The 21,380-nt window shown below is 40.8% G+C and carries 21 protein-coding genes and 3 riboswitches; of the genes, 6 read left to right on the forward strand and 15 right to left on the reverse strand.

The genetic code is table 11. From position 1 onward, the window contains the following. Positions 1 to 87 precede the first annotated feature (87 nt). The 5 genes from queF to MHH23_RS14535 form a co-directional block, all read right to left on the reverse strand. Positions 88 to 585, reverse strand: a complete 498-nt coding sequence (queF, locus tag MHH23_RS14515; RefSeq protein WP_003211403.1) for a preQ(1) synthase — start codon at positions 583 to 585, stop codon at positions 88 to 90. 15 nt (positions 586 to 600) lie between these two features. Continuing rightward, a complete protein-coding gene (gene queE / locus MHH23_RS14520) occupies positions 601 to 1,332 on the reverse strand; it encodes a 7-carboxy-7-deazaguanine synthase QueE (protein ID WP_340959713.1) in 732 nt (243 codons plus the stop codon). After that, positions 1,325 to 1,765 carry a 6-carboxytetrahydropterin synthase QueD gene (gene queD, locus MHH23_RS14525; protein WP_024719651.1) on the reverse strand — a complete coding sequence of 147 codons (441 nt, stop codon included), beginning with the start codon at positions 1,763 to 1,765 and terminating at the stop codon, positions 1,325 to 1,327. Before queD ends, queE begins: the two co-directional genes overlap by 8 nt. Further along, positions 1,766 to 2,422: a 7-cyano-7-deazaguanine synthase QueC gene (gene queC / locus MHH23_RS14530; RefSeq protein ID WP_008348090.1), complete on the reverse strand. Its 657-nt coding sequence runs from the start codon at positions 2,420 to 2,422 to the stop codon at positions 1,766 to 1,768. Between the two features lie 159 nt (positions 2,423 to 2,581). Next, positions 2,582 to 2,626, reverse strand: a riboswitch (PreQ1 riboswitch). 71 nt (positions 2,627 to 2,697) lie between these two features. After that, a complete protein-coding gene (locus MHH23_RS14535) occupies positions 2,698 to 3,741 on the reverse strand; it encodes a YkvI family membrane protein (protein ID WP_135008967.1) in 1,044 nt (347 codons plus the stop codon). Positions 3,742 to 3,986: 245 nt separating this feature from the next. Here MHH23_RS14535 and MHH23_RS14540 point away from each other — a divergent pair, with 245 nt between their 5' ends. From MHH23_RS14540 to motB, 3 genes are all read left to right on the forward strand, one after another. Beyond that, the gene (locus MHH23_RS14540; protein WP_340959715.1) at positions 3,987 to 6,092 is read left to right on the forward strand and encodes an ATP-dependent Clp protease ATP-binding subunit; all 2,106 of its coding nucleotides are present in this window, start codon (positions 3,987 to 3,989) and stop codon (positions 6,090 to 6,092) included. Positions 6,093 to 6,655: 563 nt separating this feature from the next. Beyond that, positions 6,656 to 7,450, forward strand: coding sequence for a flagellar motor stator protein MotA (motA, locus tag MHH23_RS14545; RefSeq protein ID WP_008346088.1), 795 nt, complete (start codon positions 6,656 to 6,658; stop codon positions 7,448 to 7,450). Next, a complete protein-coding gene (motB, locus tag MHH23_RS14550) occupies positions 7,443 to 8,210 on the forward strand; it encodes a flagellar motor protein MotB (protein WP_340959716.1) in 768 nt (255 codons plus the stop codon). Before motA ends, motB begins: the two co-directional genes overlap by 8 nt. Before the next feature lie 186 nt (positions 8,211 to 8,396). Here the strand turns inward: motB and MHH23_RS14555 are convergent, their stop codons facing one another. Continuing rightward, positions 8,397 to 8,852, reverse strand: coding sequence for a MarR family winged helix-turn-helix transcriptional regulator (locus MHH23_RS14555; RefSeq protein ID WP_003211701.1), 456 nt, complete (start codon positions 8,850 to 8,852; stop codon positions 8,397 to 8,399). A gap of 204 nt (positions 8,853 to 9,056) precedes the next feature. On the opposite strand from MHH23_RS14555, the gene MHH23_RS14560 reads away from it, so the two are divergent. Further along, on the forward strand, positions 9,057 to 10,556 hold the full coding sequence (locus MHH23_RS14560; protein ID WP_007498739.1) for an ATP-binding protein: 1,500 nt from the start codon (positions 9,057 to 9,059) through the stop codon (positions 10,554 to 10,556). 51 nt (positions 10,557 to 10,607) lie between these two features. Here the strand turns inward: MHH23_RS14560 and MHH23_RS14565 are convergent, their stop codons facing one another. The 6 genes from MHH23_RS14565 to MHH23_RS14590 all read right to left on the reverse strand — a co-directional run bounded on the left by MHH23_RS14565 (position 10,608) and on the right by MHH23_RS14590 (position 15,643). Further along, the gene (locus tag MHH23_RS14565) at positions 10,608 to 10,850 is read right to left on the reverse strand and encodes an aspartyl-phosphate phosphatase Spo0E family protein (protein ID WP_008346101.1); all 243 of its coding nucleotides are present in this window, start codon (positions 10,848 to 10,850) and stop codon (positions 10,608 to 10,610) included. 301 nt (positions 10,851 to 11,151) lie between these two features. Then, positions 11,152 to 11,682: a 1,2-dihydroxy-3-keto-5-methylthiopentene dioxygenase gene (locus MHH23_RS14570; RefSeq protein ID WP_019743068.1), complete on the reverse strand. Its 531-nt coding sequence runs from the start codon at positions 11,680 to 11,682 to the stop codon at positions 11,152 to 11,154. Positions 11,683 to 11,698: 16 nt separating this feature from the next. Continuing rightward, positions 11,699 to 12,331, reverse strand: coding sequence for a methylthioribulose 1-phosphate dehydratase (locus MHH23_RS14575; RefSeq protein ID WP_099496475.1), 633 nt, complete (start codon positions 12,329 to 12,331; stop codon positions 11,699 to 11,701). Beyond that, positions 12,295 to 12,990 (reverse strand): 2-hydroxy-3-keto-5-methylthiopentenyl-1-phosphate phosphatase, encoded by a 696-nt coding sequence (locus MHH23_RS14580; RefSeq protein WP_099496474.1) that lies wholly within the window; start codon positions 12,988 to 12,990, stop codon positions 12,295 to 12,297. Before MHH23_RS14580 ends, MHH23_RS14575 begins: the two co-directional genes overlap by 37 nt. Next, a complete protein-coding gene (mtnW, locus tag MHH23_RS14585; protein ID WP_340959719.1) occupies positions 12,991 to 14,208 on the reverse strand; it encodes a 2,3-diketo-5-methylthiopentyl-1-phosphate enolase in 1,218 nt (405 codons plus the stop codon). A gap of 98 nt (positions 14,209 to 14,306) precedes the next feature. After that, positions 14,307 to 14,408: riboswitch (SAM riboswitch) on the reverse strand. A gap of 44 nt (positions 14,409 to 14,452) precedes the next feature. Next, positions 14,453 to 15,643 (reverse strand): pyridoxal phosphate-dependent aminotransferase, encoded by a 1,191-nt coding sequence (locus MHH23_RS14590; protein WP_251185363.1) that lies wholly within the window; start codon positions 15,641 to 15,643, stop codon positions 14,453 to 14,455. Between the two features lie 164 nt (positions 15,644 to 15,807). Continuing rightward, positions 15,808 to 15,965, forward strand: a riboswitch (SAM riboswitch). A gap of 80 nt (positions 15,966 to 16,045) precedes the next feature. Between MHH23_RS14590 and mtnK the strand changes: the two genes are divergently transcribed. Both mtnK and mtnA read left to right on the forward strand, forming a co-directional pair. Beyond that, positions 16,046 to 17,239 carry an S-methyl-5-thioribose kinase gene (gene mtnK, locus MHH23_RS14595; RefSeq protein WP_017359452.1) on the forward strand — a complete coding sequence of 398 codons (1,194 nt, stop codon included), beginning with the start codon at positions 16,046 to 16,048 and terminating at the stop codon, positions 17,237 to 17,239. Positions 17,240 to 17,245: 6 nt separating this feature from the next. Then, a complete protein-coding gene (gene mtnA / locus MHH23_RS14600) occupies positions 17,246 to 18,307 on the forward strand; it encodes an S-methyl-5-thioribose-1-phosphate isomerase (RefSeq protein ID WP_340959722.1) in 1,062 nt (353 codons plus the stop codon). Between the two features lie 24 nt (positions 18,308 to 18,331). Here the strand turns inward: mtnA and MHH23_RS14605 are convergent, their stop codons facing one another. From MHH23_RS14605 to MHH23_RS14615, 3 genes are all read right to left on the reverse strand, one after another. After that, positions 18,332 to 18,466, reverse strand: coding sequence for a hypothetical protein (locus tag MHH23_RS14605; RefSeq protein ID WP_017359454.1), 135 nt, complete (start codon positions 18,464 to 18,466; stop codon positions 18,332 to 18,334). An 89-nt stretch (positions 18,467 to 18,555) separates the two neighbouring features. Then, complete coding sequence (locus MHH23_RS14610) at positions 18,556 to 19,047, reverse strand: methylated-DNA--[protein]-cysteine S-methyltransferase (protein WP_058337424.1); 492 nt, start codon at positions 19,045 to 19,047, stop codon at positions 18,556 to 18,558. 1 nt (position 19,048) lies between these two features. Next, a complete protein-coding gene (locus MHH23_RS14615; RefSeq protein ID WP_024719640.1) occupies positions 19,049 to 21,244 on the reverse strand; it encodes a PAS domain-containing sensor histidine kinase in 2,196 nt (731 codons plus the stop codon). Positions 21,245 to 21,380: the final 136 nt, after the last annotated feature.

Raw genomic sequence — 21,380 nt, forward strand, 5'->3', positions numbered from 1 at the left:
CTATACTATTTAACAGAGCAATATAAAAAAGGTATCTCTATATGGAGATACCTTTTTTGCGTAAATTGCATGGTAACACATTTGAACTTAGCGATTATCAATCGTTTCTGGATACATATCGTGATTCATCATACGATACGATGCCATCTCTTCATACTTTGTCCCAGGTTTTCCGTAGTTCGTATACGGATCAATTGAAATACCGCCTCTTGGTGTAAATTTGCCCCATACTTCGATATATCTTGGGTCCATTAATTCAATGAGGTCGTTCATGATAATATTCATACAATCCTCATGGAAGTCACCGTGGTTACGGAAGCTGAACAAATATAATTTTAATGATTTACTTTCGACCATGATTTCATTTGGGATGTAGCTGATATACACGGTCGCAAAATCTGGCTGCCCTGTTTGCGGGCAAAGTGATGTGAATTCTGGGCAGTTGAATTTCACAAAATAATCTCTATTCGTATGTTTATTCGGGAACGTTTCAAGCACTTGTGGTGCATAGTCAAACAAGTAATTGGTCCCCTGGTTTCCTAGTAAAGTGACACCTTCTAATTCTTCTGGTTTTCTTGTCGTCATTTTGTTTCTTCCTTTCTATACGCCTCGTTTATTTCCCCACAATAGCGTGTGCAGTTGTGGTAAGACTCTCACACGATTCAAATCAGGGTCTTGCGCTACTTGATCTACAAGCATTTCGTATTTCTTTAATAAGTGCGTCAATAGGTACGCATCATTAGCTGTTGTTGTATCATCATTTCCCACCTGCAAATAAAAGGGGAGTTCTGGGTATTTCGCATGAACATCCTTTGCATAGGCTAGATCAAGATCATCAAAGATCACGACCTTCAGACTTGCATGTTGCAATCTGTTTCCCTTTTTCAATTCATCTATGATACGCGTAAGTTTCGTAAAATCTGTTTTCATATTAGAACTTGGTGGCTTTGGAGAAATGGTTAAATCATCTATCTTCAAAAACCAATCTTGATACATCGTTCCCTGCGTTTCAAGCGCCGTATCAATTCCTTCTTCATGCAATAAATCAATAAGTGATTCCATTTGTTTTAAAAGCGCAGGATTCCCACCTGAAATGGTGACATGAGAAAAAGCCTTTCCACCTATTCTCTTCAGCTCTTTTACAATGTCCTCTGCCTGAAGCCACTGAATATCATGCTTAGCTGAGCCATCCCATGTAAAAGATGAATCACACCAGCTGCAAGAGTAGTCACAGCCAGCCGTTCTGACAAACATGGTTTTTTGGCCAATGACCATTCCTTCTCCTTGAATGGTTGGACCAAAAATTTCTAAGACAGGAATCGCTTTAGTCATTGAGCTCAACTCGTTTCGGACGGTAAATGCAGTAGCTTGTTGGTGTCTCTCTGACAAAAACTTGAACACATACCGGTTTGTTCGCTAAAGTCGTTAAATATGCGGCCACTTTATCATACACAGTCTTTGCGACAACCTCAGTGGTTGGCATCGCGTATGGATCATTTGATGAGAATTCTTCATGGTCATTGAGCAGTGTATGGTCGTACTGTCCATGAATGAGTTTTTTTAGCGTGCTAAAATTCACAAGGAAACCTGAATCATCTAGATGATCTCCTGCAATCGTAATGTTAATCGTATACGTATGACCATGTACACGGCTACAAGCGCCAGCATCTTCTCTCGGGATAAAATGGGCTGCCGATACATGCATATCTTTATTCAATTCAAACGAAAATGGATGATTCGTCTGTGGATAGATTTGAGAAAGCATTTAGTTCGCCTCCTTCATGTCCATATAAGTGTCATAGCCATTTTTCCGAAGCTTACATGCAGGACATTCCCCGCAGCCATCAGAAATGATGCCATTATAGCAAGTGAGTGTTTCATTTTTCACAAAATCTAGCGCATTCAGTTCATCAGCCAGTTTCCACGTTTCAGCTTTATTCAGCCACATGAGCGGCGTATGGATGACAAATGGTTTTTCCATTGCCAAATTCACCGTGACGTTACAAGATTTCACAAACTCATCTCGGCAATCTGGGTAGCCGCTAAAGTCTGTCTCGCACACACCCGTGATAATATGACGTGCTCCAATTTGATACGCAAGAATAGATGCAAAGGATAAGAAAACTAAGTTTCTCCCCGGAACAAATGTGGAAGGCAGTTCTCCTTCTTTTTCTTCAATATCAATGTCATCTCTTGTTAAGGCATTGGGTGCAAGCTGATTTAAAAGAGACATATCTAATAGATGATTTTTCACACCTAGCTTGTCAGCAATTCTTTTGGCGACATCAATTTCTTCTTGATGACGCTGATTATAATGAAAGGTTACCGTTTCAACCTCTTTAAATTGTTGAAGTGCCCATAGTAAACATGTCGTACTGTCCTGTCCCCCGCTAAAGACAACGACCGCTTTTTCATTTTTCATTTTTCCTTTTCCTCCTTTTGCAGATCCGCACCTCCGCACAAAGCTGCATCTGAAAGGTTCATGAAAACCCCTATTTTTCTCAAAAGAAAAGACACCTTTACATGTGTATGAGGTGTCCCAGCCATAAAAAATAAAAAATGCCACATCCAAGGATACGGCAAGTCCTTAGTTTTTTATAGAGGGTTTTGCTAGAACCTCTCCCGTTTTCACGGATTTTTGTTCAATTTTCACAGAGGATAGTGTACCACATAATTGGTGTACAAGCTATCCCTTCTTTACTTATCACGTGATGCAGGCACTTTTTTCAGACAAAGAAAGAGGATAAAAAAGATACTGACATAGCCAAAAACAGGGTAAACCGTTGAAATGAGTGTGCCGTATCCAATTTTACTGATGACATAACAGCAAAGCAGAATAAAGGATATCGTATACATACTGTTCAATCGAATATACGCCCTCACCTGTCTTTCGAGACCGTATAAATTCCCTATAACGGATGTAAAGACTTCACCAAAGATCACGAATAAATAGATGAGATGAATGGAGTTTGCGACTTGATACACCACTTGGGCCATCGGAATATCATACGCTTCCAGCATTTCTAATGAAGAAAGGGATAAAAAGCAGGCGAGCAGAATGAGTGTCAGCATCAGACCTCCAAGCACCGCTCCCCTTTTTATAACGGCTTCGGATGTCATTTCGTTTGCGACCGGCACTAATACGGCTTGAGACAGCGCTAAATTAAATGCACCATATGAAATCGCAGACAACATCCATTCGCCCCCTCCCATTTGCAGCCCCAGAACGTGGCTTTCACCGCTACTAAACACAAATGAGTCTAGAAACACAATCAGCGAAAAGAAAATCAGCATTGGAACGACAAGTACATTGACACCAAATAACCCTTTTGAACCTTTAAAAAGGACAATGACACTTAAAATAATCGTTAAAAAAATACCATATTCTTTTGAGATGCCAAGTTGTTCTTCAAAAATAGCGCCTGCGCCAGAAATCATCACTGACGTCACACCTAGTAAAATAAAAAACATGACTATGTTAATATATCGACTCGCAGCAGCTCCAAATAAAAACCGATTCATATCTTGATAAGACTCCGCTTCAATTCGTTTGGAAATAAGCATCATTTTTGCGCCAAGGCCGGTGAAAATAACACCGCTAATCAAAATCCCGATCAATCCAATCCAGCCAAAACGAACAAAAAATTCTACGATTTCTTTTCCTGTAGCAAACCCAGCTCCAACCACTGTTCCTACATATACAAAGGCAAGCTGAAAAGCGGATTCATTTGAACGTTTCATATGACCCCTCCGCACCCATCACTTTCGATTGTCTCTTTTTTATCCTATGAGACAAGTTCCTTGAAAAGAAGGACAAACCATGATTAAATGCAAAAAAGGATTTTTCATTCAGCTATGAGCAAAACAGTTGAAAGTCAAAATAGGTCAGAGTATACTATAGTCAAAGATGGTCAAACAACAGACCATTTTATTTAACATTCATTGGTCAAATAAAGTCAAACTTTATTTTAAGGAGGTCATGGCTCATGCGTTGTCAACATTGTCAAGTAAATGAAGCAACTATTCGCCTGAATATGCAAGTAAATTCGTCCCGTAGCCAAATGGTTTTATGTGAAGACTGCTATACCTCTTTGATGGAACAGTCAAAAATGAAAATGGGTCCTAACCTGTTCGGAGGCGGTTCATTCTTCTCTGAGCAAGCAGGACATGCGACGAGCCAAGAGCGGCCTAAACAAAAAGGCTTACTCGATGAGCTTGGCCGGAACTTAACGGATGGCGCACATGCTGGTTTAATCGATCCTGTCATTGGCCGTGATGAAGAAGTCACAAGAGTCATTGAGATTTTAAATAGAAGAAATAAAAACAATCCTGTCCTCATTGGTGAACCTGGTGTTGGTAAAACGGCCATAGCCGAAGGACTAGCACTAAAAATTGCAAATGGAGATGTACCAAATAAATTAAAGAACAAACAAGTTTATTTATTAGATGTCTCTTCACTTGTGGCAAACACAGGTATACGTGGTCAATTTGAAGAACGGATGAAGCAATTGATCAAAGAATTGCAAAGCCGTAAAAATATCATCTTATTCGTTGATGAAATTCATCTTCTTGTAGGCGCAGGCTCTGCCGAAGGGTCAATGGATGCCGGAAACATTTTGAAACCAGCTCTAGCTCGAGGGGAACTGCAGCTAGTAGGTGCGACAACATTAAAAGAGTATCGTCAGATTGAAAAAGATGCTGCCCTTGAACGCAGGTTCCAGCCTGTCATCGTTGATGAGCCAACACAGGATGAAGCATTCGAGATCTTAAAAGGCGTTCAAGATAAGTATGAAGCCTATCATGGTGTCACCTATTCTGACGAAGCCATTAAAGCGTGTGTTCAATTATCTTCGCGGTATATTCAAGACCGCCACTTGCCAGATAAGGCCATTGATTTAATGGATGAAGCAGGTTCAAAAGCGAATCTCTCCATTGATGCAGCAAGTGAAGATGAATTAACAAACCGTCTTGCGCAAATTGCCGCTGAAAAACAAGCTGCTTTAAATGAAGAACGATATGAAAAAGCAGCGAAGCTTCGAGACGAAGAAGAAGCGATTGAAGCGAGATTGCAAAACAAAACAAATGACAAAGAACATGTCGTCACAGCTGAGGACATTCAGTCGATTGTAGAACAAAAAACAGGTATCCCTGTCGGCAAACTACAAGCAGACGAACAAACAAAAATGAAAGAAATTGATGTCCGCTTAAAAGCCCGCGTCATTGGTCAGGAACATGCGGTTGAAAAAGTGGCGAAAGCCGTAAAAAGAAGCAGAGCCGGCTTAAAATCAAAACACAGACCAACTGGCTCCTTCCTATTCGTTGGGCCAACAGGCGTCGGGAAAACCGAATTGTCTAAAACATTAGCGGAAGAATTATTTGGCTCAAAAGAAGCGATCATTCGTTTAGATATGAGTGAATACATGGAGAAACACTCCGTGTCCAAAATCATCGGTTCTCCTCCTGGTTACGTTGGACATGATGAAGCCGGACAGCTCACGGAAAAGGTTCGCAGAAAACCATACAGCATCATTTTGCTCGATGAAATCGAAAAAGCGCACCCTGATGTCCAGCATATGTTCCTTCAAATCATGGAAGATGGCCGGCTAACAGACAGCCAAGGCAGAACCGTCAGCTTTAAAGACACAGTCATCATTATGACAAGTAACGCTGGCAGCACAGATAAAAAAGCGGTCAAAGTCGGATTCCAGTCTGAACAAGAAGAAGCCATCGAAGAACAATCTTTGATTGATTCACTGAGCGCTTATTTCAAACCGGAATTCTTGAACCGTTTTGACAGCATCATTCAGTTTGATTCATTAGATAAAGACGATTTAGTCAAAATTGTGGATCTTCTGCTCAAAGATTTGTCAGAGCAGTTAAAAGAACAAAATCTAACTGTTCACATCACAAACGAAGCGAAAGAAAAAATCGCTGAACTTGGTTATCATCCAGCATTTGGGGCTCGTCCGTTACGAAGAACGATTCAAGAGCATGTTGAGGATCAAATGACGGACATCTTGCTTGAAGAAGAACAACTTACTGGATTTACAGTCGATGTTGAACATGACGAAATTGTTGTGAAAAAGAGCTAAGTACATCCTAAGGAGGATCTTCAGCTCCATCATGTTGAAGTGTCTAAATTCCATCTGAGCGCCGACGCTCCCCCTCCTCTTTTCCTTTACGATAAAAGAAAAAGAGGTGGATCACATGGATCACATGATCAATTGGAACTACGATTTGATCAAAATCATACATGAAGAAAAATTAAAAGAATTGCTCTTAGATGAAACAGCTCAAAAAAGATGAAGTTTCCAGATTGTTGACAAAGGGCTAAAATGAACTTGATTTTAGCCCTTTGTCTTCTTTTCAGCGTGATAGAAAACCTTTGCAGCCCTAGGAAGGACGAGTACTTGCGCGGAGCGAATTTGGCATTCGTGAGCACCAGAGCGCAGGACTGACAAAGAATGCGAGGGTTTGTCTACACGCTGAAAACTCCCTTTTATATGAGGGAGTTTCTTTTTTTACGGCTTTCAGAAAGCGCTTTCGTCAAAATTTCTTCACATAAACTGTCTTAATTTTATATTCTGACTAAAACCCTTCTAGAAGACACCGATATTAACTATAGAAAAAGATAGTTAAAGGATTTGGTGAGATAATGGACAAAACATCGTTAATTGGTATTATTTTAGCATTTATTGCACTGAGTGTCGGTATGGTTTTGAAAGGTGTGAGTCTAACCGCTCTTATCAACCCGGCGGCTATATTGATCATTGTGGTTGGGACAATTTCAGCTGTTGTCATTGCCTTCCCATCTAGTGAAATTAAGAAAACACCAAAATTATTCGGCAAAATTTTCAAAGATAGCAAACTTCCAACGATACAAGAAATGATTCCTCTATTTTCAAACTGGGCACAAATTGCTCGTCGTGAAGGTCTTTTGGCATTAGAGGCAAATCTTGAGGAAGTCGATGACGATTTTCTAAAGAACGGCTTAAGCATGGCAGTTGACGGTCAAAGTGCTGAATTTATTCGCGACGTCTTAACTGAAGAAGTCGATGCCATGTCGGAGAGACATCAGTCAGGCGCATTAATCTTTACACAAGCTGGTACATACGCTCCGACTCTAGGGGTACTTGGTGCCGTTGTCGGACTTATTGCCGCACTTGCAAACATGGGAGACATTGAAGCACTTGGACATGCGATTAGTGCTGCCTTCGTCGCCACACTGCTTGGGATTTTTACAGGGTATGTGTTGTGGCATCCATTTGCCAACAAGCTGAAGCGTAAATCAAAGGAAGAAGTAAAGCTTCGTCTCATTATGATTGAAGGGATTCTTTCTGTCCTTGAAGGCCAGTCTCCAAAGGTCATTGAGCAAAAACTTCTGATGTACTTACCAGCAAAAGAACGTGCAAATCTTGTCATTGAAGAAGGAGAAAAACAGAATGGCTAGGAAACGTAAAAAACATGATCATGAAGACCATGTAGATGAGTCTTGGCTGATCCCTTACGCCGATCTTCTTACGCTTCTTCTCGCCCTCTTCATTGTGCTGTTTGCATCTAGCTCCATTGATGCGGCAAAATATGAACAGATGGCTAAATCGTTTAATGTTGTCTTTACTGGCGGCACTGGCGTAATGGACCAATCAAGCATGCAGAGCACCGAAGAAACAGAAAACAGTAATCAAACCAAAAAATCAGCAGAAGATGATGAAGAAGAAGCAAAAGCGAAAGCTCGTGATCAAGCGGTATTAACAAAGGTTAAAAAGCAAGTAGATTCATTCATTGCGGATAAAAAACTTGGTTCGAAGCTTGAAACAAAGCTGACGGATGAAGGTCTGCTTATTACAATTGAAGACAGCATCTTCTTTGATTCTGGGCGAGCGGTGATCCGCTCGCAGGATGTTCCGTTAGCCAAAGAAATATCCAAGCTGCTCGTCATTAACCCTGCTCGTGATATCGTCATTAGCGGACATACAGATAACGTTCCGATTCGGAATTCTGAATTTGAATCCAACTGGTATTTAAGCGCCATTCGTGCGGTCAACTTTTTAAATATTCTCCTTGAAAACAGCAACCTAGACCAAGAGAACTTTAGCACAAAAGGTTACGGTGAATTTAAACCGATTGCCTCTAACGATACCGCAGAAGGCAGAAGTAAAAACAGACGCGTCGAAGTTCTTATTTTGCCAATTGAGAAAAAAGCAAAATAAATAGGAAGCCAGCAGCTTCCTTTCAGATCATGACAAAGGGCTAAAATGATGTTTATTTTAGCCCTTTGTTTTTCTTATGAGCGCGATTGAAAGCGCTTGTCGTTTATCGGTCCGCATGACTGACACCATATACGAGGATTAGTCTACATACTAAAAAGGAAGCCAACGGCTTCCTTTTTTATGTGTTTATTCTTTATGATCATATAAATGCTTGGCACGCAGTCCTACATGTTTGAGCATATCGATGCAGGCATCCTTCTCCTCTTCACTAAGCACACTGATCATCTCGTGAATCTCTTTTGCATGATCTGGGAAGATGTCATCAAGTAAAGCTCTTCCCTGCTCCGTAATATGTGCAAATGTCACCCTGCGGTCTTCTGCACAAGCTTTCCGGCTAAGGAGTTCTTTTTTCTCCAATTTATCAACCACATACGTGATGCTTCCGCTTGCGAGTAAGATCTTATCACCTATTTGCTGAAGCGGCTGATCACCTTTATGATACAGCAATTCTAATACAGCAAATTCAGTCGGATTCAGACCGTGCTTCACAATATGTTTGTTCATGTGGTGATTAATGGAGCGATAGGCACGTGATAGTACAATAAATAATTTCAAAGATTTCTCAACATTATGATTTTCCATTTTTTATCATCCTTTATGAAATGCAACCCACTAATGTGACATTAATAAACAATAAGTAAAATGTCAACATGTTGAACCGTTTTTAGCATGAAAAAGAGACCAGAACGAATCACCTAATTTTTTAAAAATCTCACAAGTCATCGTAATAAAGATAGGTTCAATGCTATAATAAGTCTATTAGGTAATACGTTGGAGCGATGAATCATGAGTATACTGAAAGGGTTTTGGAAGAAGATCAAGCTTTACCTTATTTTGGTCGTAATTCCAACCCTCATCATTAGTTATTTTATCTACGAAAAAGAAACTGAGAAAATTGATGTAAAAAACAAACAAACCGCTACACTTATGTTAAATATTCACAAAAACCAAATGAATTATTTAATCAGTGAAACAGAAGCAAGATTAACTTCCCTTGCCATGGGATTTGACCAGCCGCTTGAAGCGAAAAGAGTACAAAACATCCTAGAGAAAATCTATAAACAAGAACCTCGTTTTTCAGGCCTGTATCTCCTAGACCAAAAAGGAAATGTCACAGCCAGCACCACACCATTAAAGGAAAAAATCAACCTGTCATTTAGAGATTACTTTAAACGTATTCAAGTCACAAAACAGACCGTCATTACAGATAACTATGTAAGCCGCATTACTAAGCAGCGGATTCTCTCCATTTGTGTCCCTGTTTTGAATGAGAACGACGAAGTCACGGATGTGCTAGTCGCTGCGATTCAAATTGATTATTTAAGAAATATTATGAATGTATTAAACCCAGAGCTTCATTTTAAGATGCTGAATCAAAATGGAGACGTTGTGTTTACAAGTGGTCCACAGCCAGCATCTGAAAGTGATAGCACCGTGTCTACATATTTAGATGAAAACAGCTGGAAGCTGGAGGTTTTTCCGCAGCGTGCGACAACAAGTGAAGTACTGTCTGTGATGCTGTTTCCTTTATCCAGTGCATTTATTCTCTTAAATATCTTATTCACACTCGTCCAATATATCATTTTAAGACGACAAACCCAGCAGGAACGCCACCAAAATGAAGCACAAAAACTTGAACTCATTGGAACACTTGCGGCAAGTACAGCGCATGAAATTCGCAATCCATTAACAGGCATTAGCGGGTTTATTCAACTTTTGCAAAAGAAGTATCGTTCAGAAGAGGATCAGCTTTATTTTTCTGTCATCGAGGAAGAAATTAAACGGATTAACCAAATCGTCAGTGAGTTTCTTGTGCTAGGAAAACCAACGGCTGAAAAGTGGCAAAATAATTCTGTGAAAGAAATTGTGAGTGAGATCATGCCCATTGTATTTTCTGAGGCGAACCTTTATAATGTCGAGGTTGATTTGCAAATCAATACCATTCAAGATGTTGGCGTGTATTGCACGAAGGATCACATTAAACAAGTGGTATTGAATGTAGCGAAAAACTCGTTAGAAGCGATGCCAAATGGCGGTCATTTGAAGATTGTCATTGAGGCTGAAAAAGAACAGGTCATCATAAAAGTGAAAGATACAGGCGAAGGTATACCAGAAGAGATGCTGAAACATATCTTCCTCCCTTTTATTACGTCGAAGGAAAAAGGAACAGGTCTTGGGCTTGTTGTGTGTAAACGAATCATTTCGATGTATGGGGGGACAATCGATATCGAGAGCGAAGTGAATAAAGGAACAACCGTGATCATCATGCTCCCTTCTGCACACTAATAGCTGAAGTATTCATCCGGTTTTGCTAATGGCAAGACCGGTTTTTTGATGTCAATAAGAAGGACGATTGACAGAAAGGAGACTCATTTGTGATACAAGATCATGAAAGGAAGCAACAGATTGTTGTTCATGAAAAAGAAGATACTGATATTCATTCATCAGGTTGTCCAGTTCTTGACTATATTTAATTGTCGTCTCACCTGTATAGCCTTCTACTTGAGCAGCTTCTACCATTTGTCTTCTCTTTTCATCAATTGACATTAATAGCTGTTCTTTCCGTACATAAATATTCATGATCTCAGCTCCCGCTATGAATTCGTCTGTCTACGCTCTAAATGATCCGACACCAAAATTATACTTTATTTGTAAATTAAATTAAATATGCTTATTTTATTTAATTTTTTACAGCCTAAAGACCTTTTACCCAATGAATTCTGGGGGTAAACTTCAAAATTGGACAGGACTGACACATTGATTAAACAGAATTTTATCCTATGCAGAAGACCAAAATCAACTATTTTCTCTCTCATTTTATGTCTATTTTCCTAAAAAAAAGCTGATCTTCCGCCTCATGCGAAATGATCAGCTCCCACTATTAAACCGTTTCTTCTTCGTAAATTGGCACCCAGCCCTCAGTTGTGACAAATATGCGAACTGCGACGACTTGACGATCTTCTTGAAGTGTAAAGTAGTGACGAATATTCGGGGGCACAGAAATTAAATCACCTGGATTCAGTCTCACATCAAAAAAGACGCCGTCTTTGCCTTGAATGGCAAAGATTCCATGACCGCTCACGATAAATCTGACTTCATCATCCGTATGATGATGCTCACGTTTAAAGTTTTGAAGCAGTTCATCCAGATTAGGAGTCGCATTTGATAATGAAATCACATCCTGCGCTTTGTATCCTCTTCGCTCGGAAATACTCTTTATTTCCTCTTGAAACACAGTTAAAATTTCTTCCTTTTCATCATCTGTTAAATCGTACTTTTCTGATAACTGTTTTGGTAGTTTTTCAATATCCCAATGTTCATAAATGACCCCTTGCTGTTCTAAATACGCCTGAACCTCTTGTTCGTTCTCAAGTAACGTGTTCTCTTCATTATGAATGTAAATGGTCGCCATGTGTGTTTCCTCCTTTTTATTTAACAAGCTGCTTTTGATAAAGCGCTACTTTCAAATGATAGGTAAATAAAAATTCATAAGCCTCTAAGACTCGTTTGGCTTCAAATGCGCTTTTCCCCCAAACGGTGATGCCATGATTACGAATGAGTACAGCACCAGCATCGTCCGTCAGGTGCACTGCAAATTGCTCTGCAAGGTGCGGAATATGAGCTGGGTTTTCAATAATAGGAACAGCAACTTCTGCATCCTCTTCCCAATAACCAAGCGCTTTAATGATTTCATTACCTTTAAAACGAATTTCTCCTTTATCGCCATACAGCTCAGAAATGACATTGTTATCGATCGTGTGGACGTGAAGACAACATCCTGCTTTCGTCCGCTCATAAACGTATGTGTGAAGCAGTGTTTCAGCTGATGGCCTGAGCGGCTGATTCGGATGAACCGGCTGACCTGCTGCATCAACAAGAACAAAATCTTCATCGGTTTCTTTTCGTTTATCTTTGCCGCTTGCCGTCACCAAAAACGTGATGGGATCATCCGACACTTTTATCGATAAATTGCCGCTCGTTCCGTAAAACCAGTCTCTTTGTGCCAATTCACGTTTGACGTCTGCTAGTTCCTTCCAGCGTTTACTCTTCTCGTCTGCCATTCCTTCACTTCCTTTATTTGATCAAATTGCGCTTTTAGATCAACAAATGTTTCATACTCTTGATGTACGAGCCCTAGCTCTTTACATTCGTTCAGTAAATAATCACGCGCAAACGTGAGATCCGCATGTTTCGCTGCCTCAATATCAGTCACTGAATCACCAATCATGATAATAAAATCATCTTCCTGCGTCAGCTCTCGAATAATGGAAGGCTTGCAGCAGCCACAGCCATTTTGGCATTCTGAATCACAGGCATGCGGCCATTCAATTTGAATATGATCTTCTTTAAATGATGCATGGTTACAATAAATATTCTCTTGTTCGACAATCCCTTCAAGGATGGGATAGACAAAAAAGTCCATACCGCCGCTGAGTACATAGAAAGGAATGTCTGCTTTTTTGACATCATCGACAAACTGTTCAAATCCTTCACGAATCTCTGTATCCTCTAAAATAAATGACCGAATGGCTTCTTTCTGATCACTCGTCAGTAACTGAAACATCTGCCCGACGCCTTCTTGGATCGTGATCTCTTTTGCTAGAACACCATCCTTCCATTTCGTCCATTCTTTTGGAGCAAACTGCTTCATGATGCGAATGATATTATCATTTTTCGTAATCGTACCATCAAAATCACAACATACAATTGGTTTTTTCATTTATTCTGCTACCCTTCCCCAAAGATCAAGTGCTGCTTGTAAGTCTTGACAAGTTGATGCTTTTTCTTCGATAGACTCTTTTTTGACCACCGCATCAATGATCGAACGAAAGGCTTTCCCTCCTCCAATTGCTCCCCGCGGATGTCCGTGAATTCCCCCGCCTGCATTAATGACATGATCAAGTCCAAAATCTTTGATTAAGATCGGCACCATTCCCGGGTGAATGCCTGCTGAAGGGACAGGAAATGTTTGTTGAACTGTATCCTCTTTCACACATGCTTCGAAAATGCCAATGGCATCTTTTTTCGGAAGGGCGACTGATCCATAAGGAGAGGGAAAAAGACTTAAATCAGCGCCAGCATATCGATTTAATTTGCCTAAAAGAAGAGAATGCGAGAATCCATAGTCTGGAGAGGATGTCATTGCACCGCTCACTGCCGGATGTGCCATGATCGGCAATGGGATCTCTGGATCTTCAGCCAAGCTTTGCATGACATCAAGTCCATAGGCAAAAACGTTGAATAAAAGCGCATCAGCCCCGAGTTCGACTGCCTTTCTTGCTCGATCTTTCAAATCAAAAGTTCTACCAGTTAAATTAACAGCATAAAGCGTGCGATGTCCTGTCTCTTCATATGTTTCTTTTAATATCTTTTTTCCTTCCTTGATTCGATCTTCAAAAGGGGCTAATGGGCTTTCAAATAAAATCTCATCATCTTTGATGAAGTCTACTCCACCTAAAGCCTGTAAGCGGAGCTGTTCTTTTAAATCCTCCATATCACGACCGATCACGCCTTTAAATATACTCATCAATAGCGGCCGATCAAACACGCCTACTTTCTTTCGTATCCCCTCAATGCCAAATACCGGTCCTGGCAGACAGCTTTTAAACCTTTCCGAAAATTCGATATCAACGAGCTTTACTTTCCCATCCAGTGAAAGCTTTCCAAAAATCGTCGTCAACACCGCTGGTATATCAGCTGAAAAGTTCGCCTCAGGATAAGCAATGGTCACCTCTGATTGATACAGACCACCAATTGAGGGAGACTGTTCTTTTACGCTCACCACACGGCCTTTATGTTTTTTCAGCTGCTCCTTTTTGAGCTGCGGCAAGTCCGTCCATGACCCGACCGTTAACCCAAGTGCGATCTGCTCTGCTTTTCGGTCTATTTGTTCATCCTCTCGATGTGTTAGTACGTATGTTGCCAGTAGTTCACTCACTAGGAATCCCCTTTCGATTGCGTCCTGTATATGGTCAATAAAAAACCTCTTTAAGTGCTTGATCAGCGCGTTAAAGAGGTTTCGTCTCATTCATCCGAATCTTATCTCTCAGCGCTTGCTGCAAGAATTAGCACCGTGCTTCATGGAAGTCGGTTGCCGGGCTTCATTGGGCTAGTCCCTCTGCCTACTCTTGATAAGAATATTCAATTTTCTTAAATATTGCCTGAATTATCGCACCATTTTTTTACGTTGTCAATGGCTTTTTTTCAAATAACTGCAAGGCAGCGATACGATCAGCGGCTTCCTTTAGCCGCTCCTCACTTGTTAAAAGTCCGACTCTGACGTAGCCTTCACCGTGAGCACCAAAGCCATTCCCGGGTGCAACAACAACATGTGCTTTTTCTAATAATACATCAGAAAAAGTTTCCGATGTATACCCTTCAGGCACCTTTAACCAAGCAAAAAACGAGCCCTTTGGCGCACTGACGTCCCAGCCAATCTCTTTGCATGCAGCAATCCAAGTGTTTCGTCTTTTTTCGTACCGATCATTTTGTACTTGTACGCACGTTTGATCGCTTAAAAGTGCTTCTGCTGCTGCATCTTGAGTTGCTTTAAACAGTGACACAAACAGGTGATCCTGATAAAGCTCAATGGCTTCGATAACAGAGGCATTCCCTGCTGCAAAACCGACTCTCCAACCAGCCATATTATACGTTTTGGACAATGTATAGATTTCAATACCTGTCTCATTTGCTCCGTCTATTTGCAGGAAACTAAGGGGCTTTTCGCCGTCAAATCCTATGCCGCCATATGCAAAATCATGGACTACACACATCTTATTTTCATTCGCAAACGCAACAGTATCTTCAAAAAATGTCCGGGTTGCAGTCGCACCAGTCGGATTATTTGGGTAATTTAAGTACATCAACTTTGCTTGATTCTTATCCTGCTCTGACAATTGGTGGTAGTCAGGTAAAAAATCATTTTGTTCAAGAAGAGGCATTGTGACCATGCGAGCTCCGGCAAGCACAGCGCCTGACCAGTAATCAGGATATCCTGGGTCTGGAACAAGCAGCGTATCACCTGGATTCAGTAAGCATTGCGGCAATTCGACTAGTCCCGCTTTCCCTCCAAATAAGATGGCAATCTCTGTCTTTGGGTCAAGCGTGACGCCATATTCTCTTTCATAAAAAGCAGCTGCAGCTTTTTTTAGTTTCGCTGTCCCGCGGAATGAGGAGTATTGATGATTTTCAGGTTTTGCTACCGCTTCCTGCATCGCTTTCACAATATGTGGAGGAGTGGGCTGATCAGGATTTCCTTGACCTAAATTAATCACATCTGCCCCTTCCTGCACTTTTTTCTGTACTTTTTGTACAAGCGACGCAAAAAATTGTTTCGGTAAATGTTTCAATACATCCGATTGCTGGAATTCCATTTTTTCACCTTCTATTCAAGTTACATGACAATACAATCACTGTAATGGATTGTTTTATGAATTGTAAAGCAATTTTGAAAAAAGATTGACATGTGAACTGCAGCTCTGATAATATCTAGAATTAAGAAATGCAAGCAGACATGAAACAATTACATATTGATTTCTCTTATCGAGAGTTGGGCGAGGGATTTGGCCTTTTGACCCCAACAGCAACCGACCGTTAATACCACTGTGAAGTGGGGCGCAGCAAGTACAGCGCCAAGACAATTGTCTTATAGGGCACGGTGCTAATTCCATCAGACGTATGTGCTGAGAGATAAGAGAGGCTTCGAGCATACACGCCATCAAGCCTCTTTCTCTCAGGAGAAAGAGGCTTTTTTATATGATTTGGAGGGGAAGCAATTGGTTACACTTACGGCATCATATGAAGAATTAACAGAAAGTTCGGCAGTTGCACTTGCCATTAGACTTGGATTGATTCAGGAGAGCAGTCATTTAACATGCACTGAAATCGGTGACGGAAATTTAAATTACGTCTTTCATATTTATGATCACAAACAAGCAAAAGGACTGATTATCAAACAGGCCCTTCCTTACGCAAAAGTCGTTGGAGAAAGCTGGCCGCTGACATTAGATCGTGCAAGAATTGAAAGTGCAGCACTCATCAAGCAGTCAGAGTATGCACCTCATCTTGTACCAGCCGTCTATTATTCGGATACAGCTCTTGCAGTGACGGCAATGGAGGATCTATCACACCTTGAAATCGTCAGAAAAGGGCTAATTGCCGGAAAACATTATCCGTATTTATCAGATCATGTCGGAGAATTTTTAGGCAAAACACTATTTTACACGTCTGACTTTGCCACAAATCCTAAAATCAAAAAACAATTCGTGAAACAGTTTACGAACCCTGATCTTTGTGACATTACAGAAAAACTCGTCTTCACAGATCCTTTCTTTGACAGCGAAACGAATGACTTCGAAGAGGAATTAAGAGAAGAGGCACAAGCACTATGGGCTGATCTTGAACTGCAAGCAAAAGCAGCCGAATTGAAACGGATCTTCTTAACCTCTGCTGAAACACTGGTACATGGAGATCTTCATACCGGCAGTATTTTTGCAAACGAAACGGAAACGAAAATCATTGATCCAGAGTTCGCTTTTTACGGTCCTTTCGGATTCGATATCGGTCACTTTATTGCCAATCTGTTCATAAATGCTTTATCTCATGAGAATGAGCAGGATCAGCAGCACCTTTTTGATCATGTCGTCAATGTGTGGGCAACATTCAAAGAAGTGTTCACAAAAGCATGGAAAGAAGACAGTATTGAAGCGTTTAGTGTATCGGACAGCTTTTTAGAAACAACGTTTGACCGTATTTTAAAAGAAGCCACCGGCTTTGCTGGCTGTGAGCTTGTTCGCCGAACCATCGGTCTTGCACATGCGGCTGATCTCGATGCGATTCCATCACATTCTAGAAGGCTTCAGCAGAAAAAAGCAGCACTTACACTAGGAAAAACATTCATCAAACAATATCAAGCAGTGGAAACAGCGTCTGACCTCGTCGCATTATTCCAGCAAACTGTAAAGGAGTGACGAGTTTTGTCTAAAGAATTTGAAGTTCCCCGTTCCGTCGAATGGGAAGAAAACCGTATCAACATTTTGAATCAGCAAAAATTACCCGCTGAAACCGTGTTTGAGCATTTATATACAAAAGAAGATGTGTATGATGCCATTGTGACGCTAAAAGTGCGCGGAGCACCTGCTATTGGCATTACAGCGGCTTTTGGGCTCGCACTCAGTGCACAAGAGATTGATACAGAAGACATTGATCTCTTTAAGCGAGAAGTCGCTCGCCTGAAAGAATATTTAAACAGTGCTCGTCCAACCGCTGTGAATCTTGCCTGGGCATTAGACCGGCTTTATCAGCGCATTGAGCGTGCTGCTTCGGTGAATGCAGCCAAAACTGATCTTGTCCATGAAGCCATACAAATTCAAATCGAAGATGAAGAAACATGCCGGCAAATCGGTCAAAATGCTCTTCAGCTCTTTAAATCTGGTGATCGAATTATGACCATTTGCAACGCAGGCTCCATTGCCACAAGCCGGTACGGAACAGCGCTTGCACCCTTTTATTTAGCGAAAAAGAAAAACCTCGATCTTCACATTTACGCATGTGAAACACGTCCTGTCCTTCAAGGCGCTCGTCTGACGACATGGGAATTGATGCAGGGCGGCGTAGATGTGACGCTTATCACGGATAATATGGCAGCCCATACGATGAAAGAAAAACAAATTTCTGCCGTTATTGTTGGTGCAGATCGAATCGCTAGAAACGGTGATGCAGCAAATAAAATTGGAACGTTAAGTCTGGCTATTTTAGCTAAACACTTTCAAATTCCATTTTTTGTGGCTGCGCCTCTTTCGACCTTTGATGTGTCAACTCAGGATGGGTCAGATATTCCGATTGAAGAACGCGACCCGCAGGAAGTAAAGGAATTAAACGGCATCCAAATTGCGCCTCCTGACGTGCAGGTATTTAACCCTGCCTTTGATGTGACTCCTCACCACCTCATTTCTGGAATCATTACAGAAAAAGGCATTATCACTTCCAACTATACAGAAGAGATTGATGCACTATTCACCGAAAGCGTGTCACTTTAATCAAACAAAAGCGCGGGGTTCTTATCATTTAAGAGCACCGCGCTTTTTTGTTTCGTTCGTTTTTGCTAATATTTCTTTTTTCTGTTCTTCTGTCAACACGTTCATTTTGACGCATAGTGATGTGACGGCATACATTTTATCTTTTTTGCCCCATAACATGTTAGCAGCCTCCTTTTTCCCTAGGCCAACTTTTTTAGCTTAATAAAAGGATATGTCGCTCACTAAACATTTGGAACAGGTCAATTCATTTATTTTTGAACAAATGGGATGCCTTCTAATTCTAACAGGATCGCTTTCATCCCTGTCTTCGTCCCTGCATAACCAGTCAGAGTCCTGTCTTTTCCAATGACCCGGTGACACGGGATAAAAATAGGCAATGCATTGCGTCTATTAGCTTGTCCAATGGCTCTGACAGCCTTTGGATTGCCGATCGCTTCTGCAATATCAGCATAGCTTTTTGATTCACCATACGGAATAGTAGAAAGTGCCTCCCACACTTGCTCTTGAAACGGAGAGCCTGCTTGCTTGAGCGGGAGATCGAACACTTTCCGATCGCCCTTAAAATATTCATCCAGCTGTTTTTTCGCTTCTTTTAATACAGGCGTGTCTTCTTGTTTAAAACGGTCTCTCTGCTCTTTGACCAAAAACGATTCATCATCAAACTTCACTTCAATGATGGCGCCATCTTTCTCTAGTATGTATAATGCCCCGATTGGTGCGGTATAGACTGTATAATACACATTAAAGCTCCCCTTCTTGTTTCTGCTGCCGGAGTGGAAGCGTGAGATGGAACACTGTTCCGACCCCTTCTTCACTCTCTACCTCAATGGTTCCTTGATGCTCTTCAATAATTTTATAACTAACCATTAACCCAAGTCCAGTGCCTCTTTCTTTTGTTGTATAAAATGGTTCTCCGAGACGCTTTAGTTTATCCTCTGTCATGCCGCAGCCTTCATCACGAAGAGAAATCACAATGTGCTCCTCCCCCTTCCTTTGAATGCTCACGTATACATTTCCTTTCTGAGGCATTACTTCAATCGCATTTTTTAAAATGTTAATAAAGACTTGCTTCAATTGATTTTGTTCACAGTAGATGAGCGGAATATCATCGAGCACATCTAAATGCATTTGTACATTGCCAAGATTGGCCTGTGCGTGAAGAAGGTCCATCGTGTCTTTGACAATTTGCACGACATTTTTTTCTTCATAGATGATGGCCTGCGGTTTCGCTAAAATCAAAAATTCTGTAATGATGGATTCGATTCTTTTTAGCTCTGATGTGATGACATTAAAATAGAGCGAATACTCCCCTTCAATGTTTCCTTTGAGCAGCTGAATGAAACCTTTTAAAGCCGTCATTGGATTTCTAATTTCATGGGCAATTCCAGCGGCAAGCTCTCCGACAACATGAAGCGTATCCGATTTTCTTACCCGCTCCTCTAATTCCTTGCGCTCAGTCACATCTCTAAAGATGGCCAAATTCATGTTATGAATAATATTTCGTTTAAAAGAAAACTCCAAAATACGTTGATCTGGATGGTTCAGCACAAATGGAACTTCATTGTCCATCTCGTCTAATGACATCGCCTGAGCTGGCTGTGCCAAATTTTCAATTTGATATGGCGCAAGGATATGAAAAAGGTTCATTTCCGTTAAGTGATCATCTTTGAGGCCAAGCAGTTCACTTGCGGATGGATTCACATCAATAATCCGGTATTGATTATCGAAAAGAACAATGCCATCCATAGAGCCATTAAATACTTTACGGAATTTGAGCTCACTTTCTCGCAGCTCCTCTTCCATTCGCTTTCTGTCACTGACATTCCGTAGAATGGTTAAGTGCTGCCCTTCTAATACCGCATGCTTAGAGGTGAACTCAAGCTCTTTGAATTGGCCATTCGCCATTCTAAAGAGGAGTTCTTCTCTGATTTCAAGATTCCTGATATACCGTCTTCTTGTCGGCCGGTATCTGCGATCAGATTTGACTAGAAAATCCATAAGTTTCTTGCCAATCAGCTGATGCATCGGTAATTCAAAAATTCGGCAGGCTGATTCATTTGCCCTGACAATTTCTCCATCATCCGCCCAAATGATGATGGCATCCATCGCATTTTCGAATATTTCTCTAAAACGTTCTTCACTTTTTAGCAGCTTTTCTTCCATTAATCTTTTTTCTGTAATATCACGCATGATGGACATGTAAAAACCACTCATCACATTGGATGTGATGGTCAGTTCGAATAATTTGTGCTGCCCAGATTGAAGGGTAACAGGAAGTTCTCCCTTTGCTTTCCCTGTTTCTTTCAATGAAGTTAAGAGCTGCTGGAGCGCTGGAAGATTTTCTTCTTCAACAAATTCATTTAAGTAGCGGTCTGTTAAATCTGTTTTTTGAAGTTCAAAGCTCTGGCAAAAAGAGTGATTGGCGTCAATCATACAACCATCCTGATCAAAAATGACCATACCGTCAATCGCTCGATCAAATAAATCTTTAAACAGCTGCTCATTCATCGAACGTTCTCGCTCTAATATTTTCTTTGAAGAAATATCACGCATGACGACAATATATTGTTGATTCACCACGTCGTGCTCCGCCACAAATTCAATATATTTTGTCTCTCCATTTTCAAGTTGAATGGAGATCTCTCTTTTTAACGTTCCTTTTCGAAAAAAAATCTCAAGCGAGCAGTCAATTTTGTTTTTCGGGATGCCGTATAGGAAATCTAGAACGGATTTATTGAGGAGGTCTTCTTTCGGTGTTTGCACAAGCCTGCATGTCGCTTCATTGGCTTGGATAATGTTGAGGTGCTGATCAAATATAAAAATCGCATCTAACGTCTTATTTAACAGCATTTTGTGCTGTATCAATTCATTTCGCAAATATTCGTTCTCTTTTTCTAATTTTCTGATATTTTTCGCACCATCGAGCGTTTCAGTCATTCTCTTACACTCCTTTTCCAGCCTCATTCCTCTACAATATTTCTACAAGATTTTCATTGTTCCTTCATTCGACTCATAAAAAAAGAGAACTTTTTACACGAGGCTTGCTTCATTTGTTTCATTTGGATGACACGAT

It is taken from the genome of Bacillus sp. FSL K6-3458 (genome assembly GCF_038005045.1).
GTDB lineage: Bacteria > Bacillota > Bacilli > Bacillales > Bacillaceae > Bacillus > Bacillus altitudinis.

Bases quoted from the DNA above. Each gene is read 5' to 3' on its own strand.
- MHH23_RS14615 (WP_024719640.1), bottom strand. From the start codon at position 21,244: ATGACTGAAACGCTCGATGGTGCGAAAAATATCAGAAAATTAGAAAAA.
- MHH23_RS14590 (WP_251185363.1), bottom strand. From the start codon at position 15,643: ATGGAATTCCAGCAATCGGATGTATTGAAACATTTACCGAAACAATTT.
- MHH23_RS14535 (WP_135008967.1), bottom strand. From the start codon at position 3,741: ATGAAACGTTCAAATGAATCCGCTTTTCAGCTTGCCTTTGTATATGTA.
- MHH23_RS14565 (WP_008346101.1), bottom strand. From the start codon at position 10,850: ATGAATATTTATGTACGGAAAGAACAGCTATTAATGTCAATTGATGAA.
- motA (WP_008346088.1), top strand. From the start codon at position 6,656: ATGGACAAAACATCGTTAATTGGTATTATTTTAGCATTTATTGCACTG.
- queF (WP_003211403.1), bottom strand. From the start codon at position 585: ATGACGACAAGAAAACCAGAAGAATTAGAAGGTGTCACTTTACTAGGA.
- MHH23_RS14575 (WP_099496475.1), bottom strand. From the start codon at position 12,331: ATGGCAGACGAGAAGAGTAAACGCTGGAAGGAACTAGCAGACGTCAAA.
- queC (WP_008348090.1), bottom strand. From the start codon at position 2,422: ATGAAAAATGAAAAAGCGGTCGTTGTCTTTAGCGGGGGACAGGACAGT.
- queD (WP_024719651.1), bottom strand. From the start codon at position 1,765: ATGCTTTCTCAAATCTATCCACAGACGAATCATCCATTTTCGTTTGAA.
- motB (WP_340959716.1), top strand. From the start codon at position 7,443: ATGGCTAGGAAACGTAAAAAACATGATCATGAAGACCATGTAGATGAG.
- queE (WP_340959713.1), bottom strand. From the start codon at position 1,332: ATGACTAAAGCGATTCCTGTCTTAGAAATTTTTGGTCCAACCATTCAA.
- MHH23_RS14540 (WP_340959715.1), top strand. From the start codon at position 3,987: ATGCGTTGTCAACATTGTCAAGTAAATGAAGCAACTATTCGCCTGAAT.
- MHH23_RS14580 (WP_099496474.1), bottom strand. From the start codon at position 12,990: ATGAAAAAACCAATTGTATGTTGTGATTTTGATGGTACGATTACGAAA.
- MHH23_RS14605 (WP_017359454.1), bottom strand. From the start codon at position 18,466: ATGTTATGGGGCAAAAAAGATAAAATGTATGCCGTCACATCACTATGC.
- MHH23_RS14570 (WP_019743068.1), bottom strand. From the start codon at position 11,682: ATGGCGACCATTTACATTCATAATGAAGAGAACACGTTACTTGAGAAC.
- MHH23_RS14560 (WP_007498739.1), top strand. From the start codon at position 9,057: ATGAGTATACTGAAAGGGTTTTGGAAGAAGATCAAGCTTTACCTTATT.
- MHH23_RS14555 (WP_003211701.1), bottom strand. From the start codon at position 8,852: ATGGAAAATCATAATGTTGAGAAATCTTTGAAATTATTTATTGTACTA.